Annotated in this window: 14 protein-coding genes; 6 read left to right on the top strand and 8 right to left on the bottom strand. The window is 66.2% G+C overall.

Going from position 1 to position 13347, the window contains the following annotated elements:
* Positions 1 to 72 precede the first annotated feature (72 nt).
* Positions 73 to 1551, top strand: coding sequence for a phospholipase D-like domain-containing protein (locus VGM71_RS00245; RefSeq protein ID WP_331541738.1), 1479 nt, complete (start codon positions 73 to 75; stop codon positions 1549 to 1551).
* A gap of 10 nt (positions 1552 to 1561) precedes the next feature.
* Here VGM71_RS00245 and VGM71_RS00250 read toward each other — a convergent pair whose 3' ends face one another.
* The 3 genes from VGM71_RS00250 to VGM71_RS00260 are packed head-to-tail and all read right to left on the bottom strand — an operon-like array spanning position 1562 to position 3938.
* Positions 1562 to 1852 (bottom strand): DUF6587 family protein, encoded by a 291-nt coding sequence (locus VGM71_RS00250; protein WP_331541739.1) that lies wholly within the window; start codon positions 1850 to 1852, stop codon positions 1562 to 1564.
* A complete protein-coding gene (feoB, locus tag VGM71_RS00255; RefSeq protein ID WP_331541740.1) occupies positions 1849 to 3696 on the bottom strand; it encodes a ferrous iron transporter B in 1848 nt (615 codons plus the stop codon). The genes VGM71_RS00250 and feoB overlap by 4 nt, the downstream gene beginning before the upstream one ends.
* Complete coding sequence (locus tag VGM71_RS00260) at positions 3693 to 3938, bottom strand: FeoA family protein (RefSeq protein ID WP_331541741.1); 246 nt, start codon at positions 3936 to 3938, stop codon at positions 3693 to 3695. The genes feoB and VGM71_RS00260 overlap by 4 nt, the downstream gene beginning before the upstream one ends.
* Before the next feature lie 105 nt (positions 3939 to 4043).
* Here VGM71_RS00260 and VGM71_RS00265 point away from each other — a divergent pair, with 105 nt between their 5' ends.
* On the top strand, positions 4044 to 4829 hold the full coding sequence (locus VGM71_RS00265) for an enoyl-CoA hydratase-related protein (protein WP_331541742.1): 786 nt from the start codon (positions 4044 to 4046) through the stop codon (positions 4827 to 4829).
* Positions 4817 to 6244 (top strand): D-alanyl-D-alanine carboxypeptidase/D-alanyl-D-alanine endopeptidase, encoded by a 1428-nt coding sequence (dacB, locus tag VGM71_RS00270; RefSeq protein WP_331541743.1) that lies wholly within the window; start codon positions 4817 to 4819, stop codon positions 6242 to 6244. Before VGM71_RS00265 ends, dacB begins: the two co-directional genes overlap by 13 nt.
* A gap of 11 nt (positions 6245 to 6255) precedes the next feature.
* On the opposite strand, the gene VGM71_RS00275 is transcribed toward dacB, so the two are convergent.
* The gene (locus tag VGM71_RS00275; protein WP_331541744.1) at positions 6256 to 6738 is read right to left on the bottom strand and encodes a glutathione peroxidase; all 483 of its coding nucleotides are present in this window, start codon (positions 6736 to 6738) and stop codon (positions 6256 to 6258) included.
* Positions 6739 to 6823: 85 nt separating this feature from the next.
* Here VGM71_RS00275 and VGM71_RS00280 point away from each other — a divergent pair, with 85 nt between their 5' ends.
* The 3 genes from VGM71_RS00280 to VGM71_RS00290 all read left to right on the top strand — a co-directional run bounded on the left by VGM71_RS00280 (position 6824) and on the right by VGM71_RS00290 (position 9389).
* Positions 6824 to 7828: a methionine ABC transporter ATP-binding protein gene (locus tag VGM71_RS00280; RefSeq protein WP_331541746.1), complete on the top strand. Its 1005-nt coding sequence runs from the start codon at positions 6824 to 6826 to the stop codon at positions 7826 to 7828.
* Positions 7825 to 8499 carry a methionine ABC transporter permease gene (locus VGM71_RS00285; protein ID WP_331541747.1) on the top strand — a complete coding sequence of 225 codons (675 nt, stop codon included), beginning with the start codon at positions 7825 to 7827 and terminating at the stop codon, positions 8497 to 8499. The genes VGM71_RS00280 and VGM71_RS00285 overlap by 4 nt, the downstream gene beginning before the upstream one ends.
* 77 nt (positions 8500 to 8576) lie before the next feature.
* The gene (locus VGM71_RS00290; RefSeq protein WP_331541749.1) at positions 8577 to 9389 is read left to right on the top strand and encodes a MetQ/NlpA family ABC transporter substrate-binding protein; all 813 of its coding nucleotides are present in this window, start codon (positions 8577 to 8579) and stop codon (positions 9387 to 9389) included.
* On the opposite strand, the gene lpxK is transcribed toward VGM71_RS00290, so the two are convergent.
* Genes lpxK through VGM71_RS00310 form a run of 4 tightly spaced genes read right to left on the bottom strand, consistent with a single transcriptional unit; the run spans position 9386 to position 13229 of the window.
* Positions 9386 to 10360, bottom strand: coding sequence for a tetraacyldisaccharide 4'-kinase (lpxK, locus tag VGM71_RS00295; RefSeq protein WP_331541750.1), 975 nt, complete (start codon positions 10358 to 10360; stop codon positions 9386 to 9388). The genes VGM71_RS00290 and lpxK overlap by 4 nt on opposite strands.
* A 4-nt stretch (positions 10361 to 10364) precedes the next feature.
* Positions 10365 to 12140 (bottom strand): lipid A export permease/ATP-binding protein MsbA, encoded by a 1776-nt coding sequence (gene msbA / locus VGM71_RS00300; RefSeq protein ID WP_331541751.1) that lies wholly within the window; start codon positions 12138 to 12140, stop codon positions 10365 to 10367.
* Positions 12137 to 12565, bottom strand: a complete 429-nt coding sequence (locus tag VGM71_RS00305) for a biopolymer transporter ExbD (RefSeq protein WP_331541752.1) — start codon at positions 12563 to 12565, stop codon at positions 12137 to 12139. The genes msbA and VGM71_RS00305 overlap by 4 nt, the downstream gene beginning before the upstream one ends.
* A 4-nt stretch (positions 12566 to 12569) precedes the next feature.
* Positions 12570 to 13229 carry a MotA/TolQ/ExbB proton channel family protein gene (locus tag VGM71_RS00310; RefSeq protein ID WP_331541753.1) on the bottom strand — a complete coding sequence of 220 codons (660 nt, stop codon included), beginning with the start codon at positions 13227 to 13229 and terminating at the stop codon, positions 12570 to 12572.
* Positions 13230 to 13347 lie beyond the last annotated feature (118 nt).

Below are 13347 nucleotides of genomic sequence, written 5' to 3' on the forward strand. Positions count from 1 at the left end.
ATGACAGCCGCTTTGTGGAGTATCTGTCGGGGCTACAAGAAGCGGCCCCGTAGTGCGGATACACTGCCGGACATGAACGTCCGCCACCGCACCACTGGGTTTTCCAACCGCCTGTTCGCCGAGCAGGCCCTGAGTCGCAGCGCCGGAGCGCCGCTAATCGGCGGCAATGCCGTGGAACTGCTGATCGACGCCCGCGCGCACTTTGACGCCTGGCTGGCCGCCATCGCCTCCGCGCGGCGCCACGTGTTCCTCGAGAACTACATCGTTCGCGACGACGCCATCGGCCACGCCTTCCTCGACGCCCTCGTGGAGCGCGCGAAGGCCGGTGTATTCGTGGCCGTTATCGCGGACTGGGCGGGCTGTCTCGGCCAGTCCCGTTCCTCGTTCTGGAACCCGCTGCGCCATGCCGGCGGACAGGTGCGCATTTACAACCCGCCAAAGTTCGGCAGCTCGTTCGGCTGGGTGAGCCGCGACCACCGCAAGGTGCTCGTGGTGGACGGTGACGTCGGATTCCTGTCCGGCGTCTGCGTCAGCGAAAAGTGGTTGGGCGATCCCAGGCGCGACGTTCCACCCTGGCGCGACACGGGCGTGATGCTGCGCGGTCCTGCCGTCGCGGAGATCGAGCATGCGTTCACCGACAGCTGGCGCGAAACCGGCGATCCGATACCGGAGGACGAACGCCTGTCACCGCTCGTATCGCTGGCGGACGCCGGCGACGTGTCCCTGCGCGTGATCGCGACCCATCCCAGCACGGCGGGCATGTACCGGCTGGACCAGATGGTCGCCGCGATGGCCACGCAGACACTCTGGCTGACCGACGCCTATTTCGTCGGCGTGGCGCCGTACGTGCAGGCCCTGTCCGCCGCGGCGCGCGATGGCGTGGACGTGCGCCTGCTGGTTCCGGGCAGCAGCGACATCCCCGTGGTGGCAAGCATGTCGCGCTCCGGTTACCGCCCGTTGCTGAAAGCGGGTATCCGGGTCTTCGAATGGAATGGCTCGATGCTGCACGCGAAGACGGCCGTGGCCGATGGGCGCTGGGCACGGGTGGGCTCCTCCAACCTCAATATCGCCAGTTGGCTCAGCAACCGTGAAATCGACGTGGCGATCGAAGACGCCGGCTTCGCCAGCCAGCTCGCTGCGCAGTACGAAAAGGATCTGGAGAACGCCACCGAGATCCTGCTTCGCGGACGGCACCCGCGCTCCGGCAAGGAGCACCTGCGCAGCCGTTCGCCCCGACCACCACGGCCGCGAAACGCCGGCGGCAGTTCCGGCCGCGCGGCGGCAGGCGCACTGCGCATCGCCAATACCGTGGGGGCCGCCATCACCCAGCACCGCGTGCTGGGCGAGACGGAAACCGGTTCGATCCTGGCCGGTGCGGCGACGGCGTTGGGACTGACCCTGGTGGCCATCCTGTGGCCGGCGGTGATCGCCTGGCCACTGGCATTTTTTGGCGCATGGTTCACCGTGAACCTGGCGGTGAACTGGTGGACCTTGAGGAAGCAGCGCAGGCACCGCGCGGTGGACTCGGGCGAGGCGTCGCCTTCGGAATAGGAAACGCCAATCAGTTGCGTGGCTTGAAATGCAGCGGCTGCGCCTCGGTACGCGGCGCGGCCGGACCGCAGCTGTTGCACGAACCGCAACCGTCGCCGCAGCTGCCCGTGGCGGCAGCGGGCTGGAGGCGGCGACCGAGGAAACGCAGCGCGCCCGACCGGCCTTCGCGGTTAAGACTGGCCGAAAGACGCGCCATCAGCCGCGTCGACGTCTTCGGCAACAGCTTGCGAAACGCGACGCAGGCACTCGCCGCGACGACGATGGCGATGATCGCACCCTGCACCAGTGCAAACGTGGTCATGAGAGCGCCCTCGCGATCTGGTAGGTCGCCAGCGAGGCCAGGTACGCAAGGCCGAACAGGTATCCGGCTGCCACGGCGACGTTCTTCCACGAATTGGTTTCGCGGCGAATCACGGCCAGCGTAGACATGCACTGAGGCGCGAACACGTACCAGGCCAGCAACGACAGCGCTGTGGCGAGCGTCCATTGGTGCGCGATCACCGGTCCCAGCTGTGAAGCAAGCGCGTCGTCGCTGCCGGACATGGCATAGACCGTACCCAGCGCCGCCACGGCGACTTCGCGTGCGGCCAGGCCAGGCACCAGCGCCACGCAGATCTGCCAGTTGAAGCCGATGGGCGAGAACACGACTTCGAGCATGTGGCCGAGACGGCCCGCGATGCTGTAATCGATCGGCGGCTGGGTGGCTCCCGGCGGCGGTCCCGGGAAGCTGGAAAGGAACCACAACAGCACGGTGAGCGCGAGGATGATGCCACCCACGCGCTTCAGGAAGATCATCGCCCTCTCCCACAGCCCGAGCGCGATGTCGCGCACGTTCGGCAGGCGGTACGACGGCAGTTCCATGATGAGCGCGTGTTCGCTCTTGTCCTTGCGCAGGCGCTTCATCACGAAGGCGACGCCCAGTGCGCTGAAAATGCCGGCGAAGTAGAGCGTGAACAGCACGATGCCCTGCAGGTTGAACACACCCCACACGCTGCGACTCGGGATAAACGCGGCGATGAGCAGCGTATAGACCGGCAGCCGCGCCGAACAGGTCATCAGCGGCGCCACGAGGATCGTGGTGAGGCGATCGCGCGGGTCCTGGATGCTGCGCGTGGCCATGATGCCGGGAATGGCGCACGCGAAGCTCGACAGCAGCGGAATGAACGCGCGACCGGTAAGGCCCACGCGGAACATCATGCGGTCGAGCAGGAAGGCGGCGCGCGGCAGGTAACCCGATTCCTCGAGCACGAGGATGAACAGGAACAGGATCAGGATCTGCGGCAGAAACACCAGCACAGCGCCAAGGCCGGCGAACACGCCATCGTTGAGCAGGCTGTGCAACGCGCTGCCTTCGGGCAGGAACCCTGTAATGAAAGCGCCGAGCGCGGCGATACCTGCCTCGATGCCATCCATGACCGGCTGCGCCCAGGAGAACACGGCCTGGAAGATCAGGAACATGAGTGTAGCGAGGATGGCCAGGCCGAATACCGGATGCAGCGCCCAGCGGTCGATGGCATCGTCGACGGCCGCGTTGTCGCGCGGGAGCGTGACCGCATCGGCAAGGATCGCGCGTACTTCGGCGTGGAGCGCTTCGATCCCCGCCTCGTCGATCGGTGCCGGCACGATGTCCGGCACGCTGGCGTCGATGCGCTCGATCAGCGCCTTGGCACCGCCGCGCTGTACCGCGATCGTTTCGACCACGGGTACGCCCAGACGCTGCGACAACCGGGCGACGTCGATGACGATGCCGCGACGACGCGCCGCATCCATCATGTTCAGCGCCAGCACCACCGGACGGCCCAGGCGACGCACTTCGAGCACGAACCGCAGGTGCAGGCGCAGGTTGGTGGCATCGGCGACGCAGACGATGAGATCGGGTGCGGCCTCGCCCGGGTAGCGCCCGTGGCAGACGTCGCGGGTGATCGCTTCGTCCGGACTGGTGGCGTCGAAGCTGTAAGCCCCGGGAAGATCGAGGATGTGCAACGTGCGCCCCGAGGGCGCGACGAAGCGGCCCTCCTTGCGCTCCACCGTTACTCCCGCGTAATTGGCCACCTTCTGCCGGCCACCGGTGAGTTGGTTGAACAGCGCCGTTTTGCCGCAATTGGGATTACCGACGAGGGCGATCCTTATCGTGGCGGCGCTCATGCGGCACCGCCCACGAAAACTTCCACGCGCGCCGCCTCGGTCTTGCGCAGGGCGAACCGCGTCGTGCCTATCTGGATCAGCAGCGGGTCGCCGCCGAGGGGGCCACGGGCCACCAGCCGCACCGGCTCGCCGGCCACGAAACCCAGGTCGCGCAGGCGTTGCGCGATGGGGTCGGCGGGATGGGCATCGGAAACGGACTGGACCACGGCATGGGCACCTTTCGGCGCGTCTGAGAGGCGCACTGGGATTTCTCAAATAAGAACTGTTCGCATTGTATGCCTTTACCGGGAGGGCTGCATCCCATGCCCTAGCCCTTATGATCGGCGGCTTCCATCAGGAGTTCCGCCATGTCAGCCGTCGAACTGGTCCGCAAGGGTGTCGTCGCCCACCTGGTCATGAACCGCCCGGAGGTGCACAACGCCTTCGATGACGGCCTGATCGCCGATCTGGCCGCCGCCATCGCGGAGCTCGAGGCCGACGACGGCGTGCGCGCGGTCGTCCTGTCCGGCGCGGGGGCCAGCTTCTCGGCCGGTGCCGACCTGCGCTGGATGCGCGGCATGGCGCAGGCATCGGAAGACGAGAACCGCGAGGACTCGCTGCGTCTCGCTACCCTGATGCGCCGCCTGCAATTTCTTGCGAAACCCACCATCGCGCGGGTGAATGGCGCCGCATTTGGCGGCGGCGTCGGTCTGGTGGCCTGCTGCGACATCGCGATCGCTGCCGATGGGTCGAAATTTGCCTTGTCAGAAGTGAAGTTGGGACTCGTTCCTGCGGTGATTTCTCCCTATGTGGTCGCCGCCATCGGCCTGCGCCAGGCGCGCCGGTTGTTCCTTACCGGCGAGGTGTTCGATGCAAGGGCCGCGTTGGCCATGGGCCTGATCCACGAGGCGGTGCCCGCCGATGGGCTCGATGCGGCCGTTGAGCGCGTGCTCGGCCTGTTGGGCAAGGGCGGCCCCGTGGCCCAGGGAGAAGCGAAGCGTCTGGCTCTCGGCATGGGGGGCATGGCATTGACGGCCATGGAGAAGGTCGACAGGGAAAACGCCGCGCTGATCGCGCGCCTGCGCGTATCGCCGGAAGGCCAGGATGGCCTCTCCGCTTTCCTCGAAAAGGGACAGCCCTCATGGCTGCCCTGACACGAAACGTAGCGTGGGCATGCTGCCTTTTCCTCGCGGCCACGGTCGCTCATGCAACGACACTTGACCAGCGCATCGACGGCCATCTCGCCGAATCGCGCTTCGCCGCGGCCTCATGGGGTGTTTCGGTGGTGTCGCTGGACGATGGCCATACCGTCTACGCCCATGACGCCGGCCGCCTGCTGCTGCCGGCATCGACCGCAAAACTCTATACGGCGGCCTTCGCGCTCGACCGGCTTGGTGCGGAGTACCGCACGCACACCGACGTATCCGTGACGGGCGAATTGTACAAGGGGCGCCTGCGTGGCGACATGGTCCTGCGCGGTGGCGGCGATCCCACGCTCGCAGGTCATGCGTGGGCCGACCAGCTGGCGACGGCAGTACGCGAACACGGTATCCGGCGCATCGACGGTGCCGTCGTCGGCGACGACACCGTCTTCGCGGGACCACCGATCGGCAACGGCTGGGAAGCCGCCGACCTGCAGACTTATTACGGCGCGCAGGCCGGCGGCCTGGACATCGACGAGAACACGATGACGGCGATCCTGTCGGCCGGTGACATCGTCGTGCAACCGGCGGATGCAGCGGTCGCCATCGCACTCGATCCGGCGAAGCGATTCGCGGTTTATCGCGCTCCCGGCACCGCCACCGTTCACGTGCTTGGCGCGAAAGGCGCGAGCCTCCCGGCGCGAACCTTGCGCCTCTCGATACCCGATCCGGCCCTTACCGCCGCGCGCCGGCTGCAGTCGGCACTCGAACGACAGGACATCCGCGTGGACGGCGAAGCGCGCAGCCTCCTGTGGCCAGTGTCGGCGCAACGAGGTGAAACCATCGCGTCCTGGCCGTCGCCGCCAGTGGCAACGATCCTTCGCGATGGGTTGAAGCGCTCGCAAAATCTCTACTTGCAGAGCGTCTTCCTGCTGGCCGGGCAAGCGTCCGCAGTGGACACGGATGAGACCGGTTCGGCCGAGGACCGTGCCGCCGCTGCGCTCGCGACCTGGCTGGGTGCGCGCGGCATCGGACCCACCTCCACCACAATGGTCGAGGGCACCGGCTTGTCGCGCCACGACCTGACGACCGCCGCCTCGCTCACGCACCTGCTGGCGATGATGGATGCCTCGCCGGTGGCTACCCTATGGCGTGATCTGCTTCCCGTCGCCGGCGTCGACGGTACGCTGGCGAATCGCATGCGTGATACCGCCGCGCAGGGCAATGTCGTCGCGAAGACGGGCAGCATGAGTTACGTGAATGCTCTGGCGGGATACGTGACGACGAAGCGTGGCCAGCGATTGGCGTTCGCGATCGTGCTCAACAACTATCGCCCGCCGTCGCGCAGCGCCGAAGCGGTGAAGCCGGTCTCGGCGGAAGTCGATGCCATCGCGCTGATGCTCGCGGAAGCCACGGAGAGATTGTAGGGCGTGCCGGGTCAGCCCAACACCGCCGGCAAATCCTTGCCGATTTTCTCCGGTGTGTCGGTCGGCGCGTAGCGGTCGACCACCTGCCCCTCGCGATCGATCAGGAACTTCGTAAAGTTCCACTTGATGCCTTCGGTACCGAGCAGCCCTTTCTTCTCGGCCTTCAGCCAGCGATACAGCGGGTGCGCGCCGTCGCCGTTGACCTCGATCTTCGAGAACATCGGAAAGCTCACGCCATAATTGAGCGAACAGAAACTGCGGATTTCTTCCTCGCTACCCGGTTCCTGGTGGCCGAACTGATCGCACGGAAAACCGAGGACCTCGAAGCCCTGCTGCTGCCAGGCTTTGTGCAGTGCTTCCAGGCCCTCGTACTGCGGCGTGAACCCGCACTTCGATGCCACGTTCACCACGAGCAGGGCCTTGCCCCGGAATTCGGCCAGCGAGCGCTCGTTACCGTCGATGTCGCGGGCGGAGAAATCGTAGATGCTGGCCATGCGTCGCGTCCTTGGTGAGGGGGTAGCCGCCAGTCTACGCCGCTTCGGCTAAGATGGCCGTCTTTCCGGCCAAGAGCCCACGCCTGTGATCCGTTTCGCCGCCGCGTCCAAGTCGTATTCCGTGGACGGCGCACTCGTTCCCGCCCTGCACCCGGTCGATCTCACCATCGACCCGGGTGAGGTGTTCGGCATCATTGGCCATTCCGGTGCCGGCAAATCGACCATGCTGCGCCTGGTCAACCTGCTGGAACGCCCGACCGCTGGAAAGGTGTTCATCGACGGGCGCGACGTCACCGAGGCGCAAGGCGTCGAGCTGCGCCGGCTGCGTTCCGGCATCGGCATGATCTTCCAGCACTTCAACCTGCTTGCCTCGCGAACGGTGGCCGACAACGTCGCCTTCCCGCTGCGCCTGCAGGGGGGCATGGATGAAGCAAGCCTCGCGACAAGGGTGAACGAACTGCTCGACCTTGTCGGTCTTGCCGACCACGCGCGCAAGTACCCGGCGCAACTCTCGGGCGGCCAGAAACAGCGCGTAGGCATCGCGCGCGCACTCGCCAGCCACCCGCGCATCCTTCTCTGCGACGAGGCGACCAGCGCGCTCGATCCGCAAACCACCGCGTCAGTGCTGGAACTGCTTGCCGATATCAATCGCCGCCTCGGCCTTACCATCGTCCTCATCACCCACGAGATGGACGTGATCCGCCGTGTCTGCGACCGCGTGGCCGTGCTGGATGCAGGCCGCGTGGTGGAGCTTGGCACCGTGGCCGACGTGTTCCTGCATCCGCAGCACCCGACCACGCGGCGATTCGTCGCCGAGGCCGACCATCGGGACGGACGCGGGCCGGAGTTCCCCGGCGTGGCCGGCACGCTTTATCGCCTTTCTTTCCGCGGCGACGCCACCTACTCGCCGCTGTTGTCGCGGGTGGTGCGCGACACCGGTGTGGAATACAACCTCCTCTCCGGCCGCGTCGACCGGATCAAGGATACTCCTTACGGACAGTTGACCCTGGCCATGCACGGCGAGCGCGTTGACGACGCGCTCGCCCAGATCCGCGCCGCCGGCGTCGACATCGAAGAGGTGACCCGATGAGTCCCCTGACTACGCTATTTCCCAACATCGATTGGCCGGAAATCGCACAGGCGTGCGTGGACACCTTGCTGATGCTGGGTGGATCGCTGCTCTTCACGATCGTCATCGGCCTGCCGCTGGGCGTCTGGCTGTTCCTGACCGCACGCGGCCAGCCGCATGCGAAGCCCAAGCTGTACAGCGCGCTCTCCTTCGCCGTGAACGTGCTGCGCTCCGTCCCGTTCATCATCCTGATGATCCTCCTGATTCCCGTGACCCAGGCCATCACCGGTGTGAGCATCGGCATCCGTGGCGCCATCGTGCCCCTGGTGATCGGCGCGGCACCCTTCTTCGCGCGGCTGGTGGAAACCGCGTTACGTGAAGTCGATCGCGGCGTCATCGAGGCCAGCCAGGCCATGGGCGCCACGACGGCGCAGATCGTGTCTCGCGTGCTGCTGCCGGAGGCCCGCGCGGGCCTGATCGCAAGCACCACCGTCACCGCCGTCGCATTGGTCGGCTATACGGCCATGGGCGGCATCGTGGGTGCGGGCGGACTGGGCGCGCTCGCCTATCAATACGGTTATAACGGCTACAAGCCCGACTACATGCTGGTGACGGTGGCGCTGCTCGTGGTGCTGGTGCAGATCCTGCAATCCGTGGGCGACCACCTGGTAAGCCGCTATAGCAGACGCTGAACGGCCTTCCGGCCGTCTTTGCATCCGGCGGTATGGACGTCTATGCTGTCGCGTCGCAACATAGCAACGGACGCCTCATGAAGAAGTACCTGCTGCCCCTCCTCTCCACGCTTGCCATCGCCGCGGCGGGTTGTTCCAGCAGCCGGGACAACGGCAAGGAAGCAAACGCCGAGGCACCACTCACGGTCGCCGCCACGCCGGTGCCGCATACGGAAATCCTCAAAGAGATCAAACCCCTGTTGGCCAGGCAAGGCGTCAAACTCGAGATCCGCGTGTTCACCGACTATGTGCAGCCGAACATGCAGGTGGCGCAGAAACAACTGGACGTGAACTTCTTCCAGACCGGGCCCTACCTCGACACCTTCAACAGGGAACACGGTACCAATCTGGTCAAGGTGATTGGCGTGCACATCGAACCCTTCGGTGCCTACTCGCGCAAGTACACCTCCATCGGCCAGCTTCCCGACGGCGCCAATGTCGTCATCCCGAACGATCCGAGCAATGGCAGCCGTGCCCTGCTGCTTCTGGCAAGGCATGACCTGATCACGCTTGCAAGCCCGGAAGACAGGCTGGCCACGCTGAAGGACATCACCGGCAATCCGAAACATCTCAAGTTCCGCGAGCTGGAGGCGGCCATGCTGCCGCGTGTGCTGGGCGAAGTGGATCTTGCCCTCATCAACACCAACTACGCGCTGGCCGCGAAACTCGACCCCTTGAAGGACGCACTGCTGATCGAGGACAAGGAATCGCCGTACGTGAACTTCCTCGTCTCTCGCGCGGACAACAAGGACGACCCGCGCGTGCAGAAGCTCGCCGCGGCACTGACCTCGCCGGAAGTGAAGGCGTTCATAGAGAAGACCTACGGCGGCGCGGTCCAGCCCGCGTTTTAAGACCGGATACGCGCAGCTACCGCGTCGTAAAACGATTCGGGTAACACGGCACGTACCGGCACGCGCCACCAGTTAGGCCGCGCGAACGCGCGGCACTTCACGGCGTCCTTGTCCGTCATCAGCACAGGGCAACCATCCGCGAAAACGAAGTCGTCGCGGGTGAAGGCGTGGTGGTCGGCGAAAGGGTGCCCGTGCACGGCGATGCCGTGCGCCGCGAGGCTCGTGAAGAAACGCGACGGGTTGCCGATGCCGGCGACCGCATGCGCCGGGCGCCCGGCAAAATCGGACAACGGCGCCGTCATTGACGGGTCATGCATGTTCACGGCGACGCCGCCTTCCAGCGTCATCGCCACCTCCTCGCCGGCCGGAAGGCCACCGTTGACCACGACGTAGTCGACATCCGCAAGACGGCTTGCCGGCTCGCGCAGCGGACCCGCGGGAAGCAGGTGTCCGTTGCCCAGGCGCCGTTCGCCGTCGATGACGCAGATCTCCACGTCACGTCCCAAACGATAGTGCTGCAAGCCGTCATCGGCGAGGACGAGATCGCAGCCGGTGTCGATGAGCCGTCTTGCCGCCTCGGGCCGCTCTCGACCAATGGCGACGGGCACGCCGCTTCGACGAATGAGGCTGGGTTCGTCGCCGACCCTGACCGGATCGTCGTCGCCCGTAAGCAGGTACGGGCCGTGTTCGCTACCGCCGTAGCCACGGCTGACGACGCCGGGGATGAATCCACGCTCGACCATCGCCCCGGCCAGCGCGACGATCAGCGGCGTCTTGCCGGTGCCCCCGATGGTGATGTTACCGACGACCACGACGGGCACGGGCAGGCGCACCACGGCCGACGGATCATCGCTGAAGCGCCGCGCACGCCGCGCCACGACGTGGCGGTAAAGCGACTCCAGCGGGCGTGTCCACAACGGCGGTGAGCCGCCACCATACCAACGCCGTTGCAACGAGGCGCCCAGGGCCATGCGTTTAGCCCACCGTGTCCTGTTCGTGGAACTGCATGCGGTGCAGCGCCGCGTACTGACCACCCGTGTTGAGCAACTCGCGGTGCGTGCCAAGTTCGATGATCCTGCCCTGCTCCATCACCGCGATCTGGTCGGCGTGCTCGATGGTGGACAGGCGGTGCGCTATCACCAATGTGGTGCGGTCGCGCATCAGGCGAGTGAGGGCGTCCTGGATCAGACGCTCGGATTCGGTGTCGAGGGCGCTGGTGGCCTCGTCCAGCACGAGCACCGGCGCGTTCTTCAGGATGGCCCGCGCGATGGCCAGGCGCTGGCGCTGGCCGCCGGACAGCGAATTGCCGCCCTGGCCGATCGGCGTGTGCAGGCCTTGCGGCAGGCGCTCGATGAATTCCATCGCGTTCGCCGCCTGTGCCGCGGCGACGATATCGGCCTCGGAGGCGCCGGCCATCTCGCCATAAGCGATGTTCGCGGCGACGGTGTCGTCGAACAGGACCACATTCTGGCCCACCCAGGCGATCTGCCTGCGCAGCGATGCCAGCGTGTACTGCGCATAGTCTCGGCCGTCGAGGAGGATGTGGCCTTCGGTCGGCTCGTAGAAGCGCGGCAGCAGGCTCACCAGGCTCGACTTGCCACTACCGGACCGGCCGACCAGCGCGGTGACCGTGCCGGGCGCGCAGACCAGGTCGACGCCACGCAGGGCGGCATGGTTGTTGCGCTCGTAGACCAGCCGGACGTTTGCGAAACGGATATCGCCCTTCGTGCGGCCCAGGTCTTCCGTGCCGTGGTCCACTTCCGGCGGCTCGTCGATGATCGCGAACAGGTCTTCCGCCGCGCTCACGCCCTTCTGCAGGTTGGACTGGATGCCGGCAAGGCGCTTCAACGACGGCAACATCCCGCCCATGGCGGTCAGGACGGCGGTGAACACGCCGGGGGTGATCGTCTCGATGACACCGGGGCGCGTACCGAGGAAGACCAGCACGGCGAGCGCCATCGCGCCCACCGTCTGGATCGTGGCGCTGGACGCGGCACTGGTCGCCGACACCTTGAGGTTGAGACGACGCTGGCGGTCGGCGACCTGCTGGAAGCGGTCGCCCTCGCGCGCCTGTCCGCCATAGATGCGCACCTCGCGATTGGCCGCGACGGCTTCCTCGACGGCACTGGTGACGGTGCCCATGTTGCCCTGGATGCGTTTGCTGATCTTACGGTAGCGGCGGCTGATCACCGTGACGATCACGACGACGCAAGGCACCAGCACGAGCAACGCCATCGCCAGGTAGGCGCTCTGGTAGAGCATGACGGAGAGCAGGCCGACCACGGTCAGGCTTTCGGTCACGGCGACCTTCAGCGAATCCGAAGATGCTGCCGCCACCTGCTCGCTGGTGTAGGTGATGCGCGAGATCTGCTGGCCCGAGGGTTCCTTGGCGAAGAACGTGGACGGCAGGCGCAGGTAGGCGGCGAACACGTCGATGCGGATGGCCTGGACGACGTTGCGGCCGACATAGGCGATGCCGTAATCGGTGCAGTACGACGCTATGCCGCGCACGGAAAAGATGCAGATGATCCAGATCGGCATCCAGAAGATCGTGTGTGGGTCGCGCGCGATGAACAGGTTGTCGATCAGCGGCTGCAGCAGGTTGGTGAACAGCGTCAGGCAGGCCGGATCGACAATCATGCCGATGATGGCGACGATACCCGCCGTGCGGAACCGCTTCGTGTAGCCGAGCAGGCGCTTATAGGTGCGCCAGGTGTGGATGTCCCACACCGCGACTTTCTGGGTACTCACTTGCCTGCCGCCGTCGCGGCCGGGGTAGTGGCGATCGAGAGCCGGGTGAAGCCGAGCTGGCCCAGCGCGTCCATGGCGCGCACCACGTTCTGGTGCGGCGTCATCGCATCGGCGCGGATCACGACGATACGGCCCCGGTCGGGACCGGCGACGCGCTCGATGGTGGATTTCAACGGGTCGATGCCCTCACCCAGCACGTCGTCGCTGCCGACGGCGTAATGGCCGTCGCGATCGACGACGATGGTGAGCGCGTTATCCGTGGCCTCGCGCGCTTCGCTATCCGCCTTGGGCAGGTTGACCTTCAGGCGCGAGTGCTCGATGAAGGTCGTGCTGAGCACGAAGAACATCAGCAGGGTAAGCAGGACGTCGATCAGCGAAATCACGTTGATCTCGAAGTCGTCCTCGCGACGGGAGCCGATGCGCATGGGATCATCCGGCCTGCGTGGCGACGGCTTCCGAAGCGGCAGTGCGGCGACGCGCCACCGGGCGCGGCGCCGACAGGTCGTCCAGCAGCGCCGTCGCTTCCTTCTCCATCTGCACCACGTAACCGCCGACCTTGGAGCGGAAGTAGCGATGCAGCACATACGCGGGAATCGAAACGACCAGACCGAAGGCCGTGCAGATCAGGGCCTCGCCGATACCGCCGGCCATCTTGGTCGGATCGCCGATACCGCCAGCCATCACGTTGAGGAACATGCGGATCAGGCCGATCACGGTGCCGAGCAGACCAAGCAGGGGGCCGATGAGGGCGATGGTGCCGAGGGTATTCAGGTAGCGCTCCATGCGGTGGACCACATGGCGACCAGTGTCCTCGATGCGCTCCTTGATGATCTCGCGCGGACGGTCGCGCACGGCGAGCGCACCGGCGAACAGCTCGCCCAGCGGGGAACCCTTTTCCAGGGCGGCGAGATGGGCGGCGTCGAGTTTCGCCGAGCGCGCCCATTCGCGGACTTCCGTCCCCAGCCCCGGCGGCAGCACGGCCGCGCGACGCAGGGACCAGAAACGCTCCAGCACGATGGCCAGTGCCGCGAGCGAACAGATGAGGATCGGCAGCAACGCCCAGCCGCCAGCCAGAAGAATTTCAAGCACGTGAACCCCGGAGCTACGTAGAGTCAGGCGGGCATGATAGCAGGGCCGGCCACGGGGACTGAGGCCCCCTTGGCAGTCCTCAACGACGGCCCGTAGGAGCGCGCCTGCGCGCGACAGC

Origin of the sequence: Luteibacter sp. (assembly GCF_036499525.1) — a bacterium.
GTDB lineage: Bacteria > Pseudomonadota > Gammaproteobacteria > Xanthomonadales > Rhodanobacteraceae > Luteibacter.

What these genes read in the sequence shown, in the direction of transcription:
- dacB (WP_331541743.1), top strand. Translation starts at nt 4,817, where the DNA reads ATGGCTGCCCTGACACGAAACGTAGCGTGGGCATGCTGCCTTTTCCTC.
- lpxK (WP_331541750.1), bottom strand. Translation starts at nt 10,360, where the DNA reads ATGGCCCTGGGCGCCTCGTTGCAACGGCGTTGGTATGGTGGCGGCTCA.
- VGM71_RS00305 (WP_331541752.1), bottom strand. Translation starts at nt 12,565, where the DNA reads ATGCGCATCGGCTCCCGTCGCGAGGACGACTTCGAGATCAACGTGATT.
- VGM71_RS00290 (WP_331541749.1), top strand. Translation starts at nt 8,577, where the DNA reads ATGAAGAAGTACCTGCTGCCCCTCCTCTCCACGCTTGCCATCGCCGCG.
- VGM71_RS00250 (WP_331541739.1), bottom strand. Translation starts at nt 1,852, where the DNA reads ATGACCACGTTTGCACTGGTGCAGGGTGCGATCATCGCCATCGTCGTC.
- VGM71_RS00245 (WP_331541738.1), top strand. Translation starts at nt 73, where the DNA reads ATGAACGTCCGCCACCGCACCACTGGGTTTTCCAACCGCCTGTTCGCC.
- VGM71_RS00285 (WP_331541747.1), top strand. Translation starts at nt 7,825, where the DNA reads ATGAGTCCCCTGACTACGCTATTTCCCAACATCGATTGGCCGGAAATC.
- VGM71_RS00265 (WP_331541742.1), top strand. Translation starts at nt 4,044, where the DNA reads ATGTCAGCCGTCGAACTGGTCCGCAAGGGTGTCGTCGCCCACCTGGTC.
- VGM71_RS00275 (WP_331541744.1), bottom strand. Translation starts at nt 6,738, where the DNA reads ATGGCCAGCATCTACGATTTCTCCGCCCGCGACATCGACGGTAACGAG.
- feoB (WP_331541740.1), bottom strand. Translation starts at nt 3,696, where the DNA reads ATGAGCGCCGCCACGATAAGGATCGCCCTCGTCGGTAATCCCAATTGC.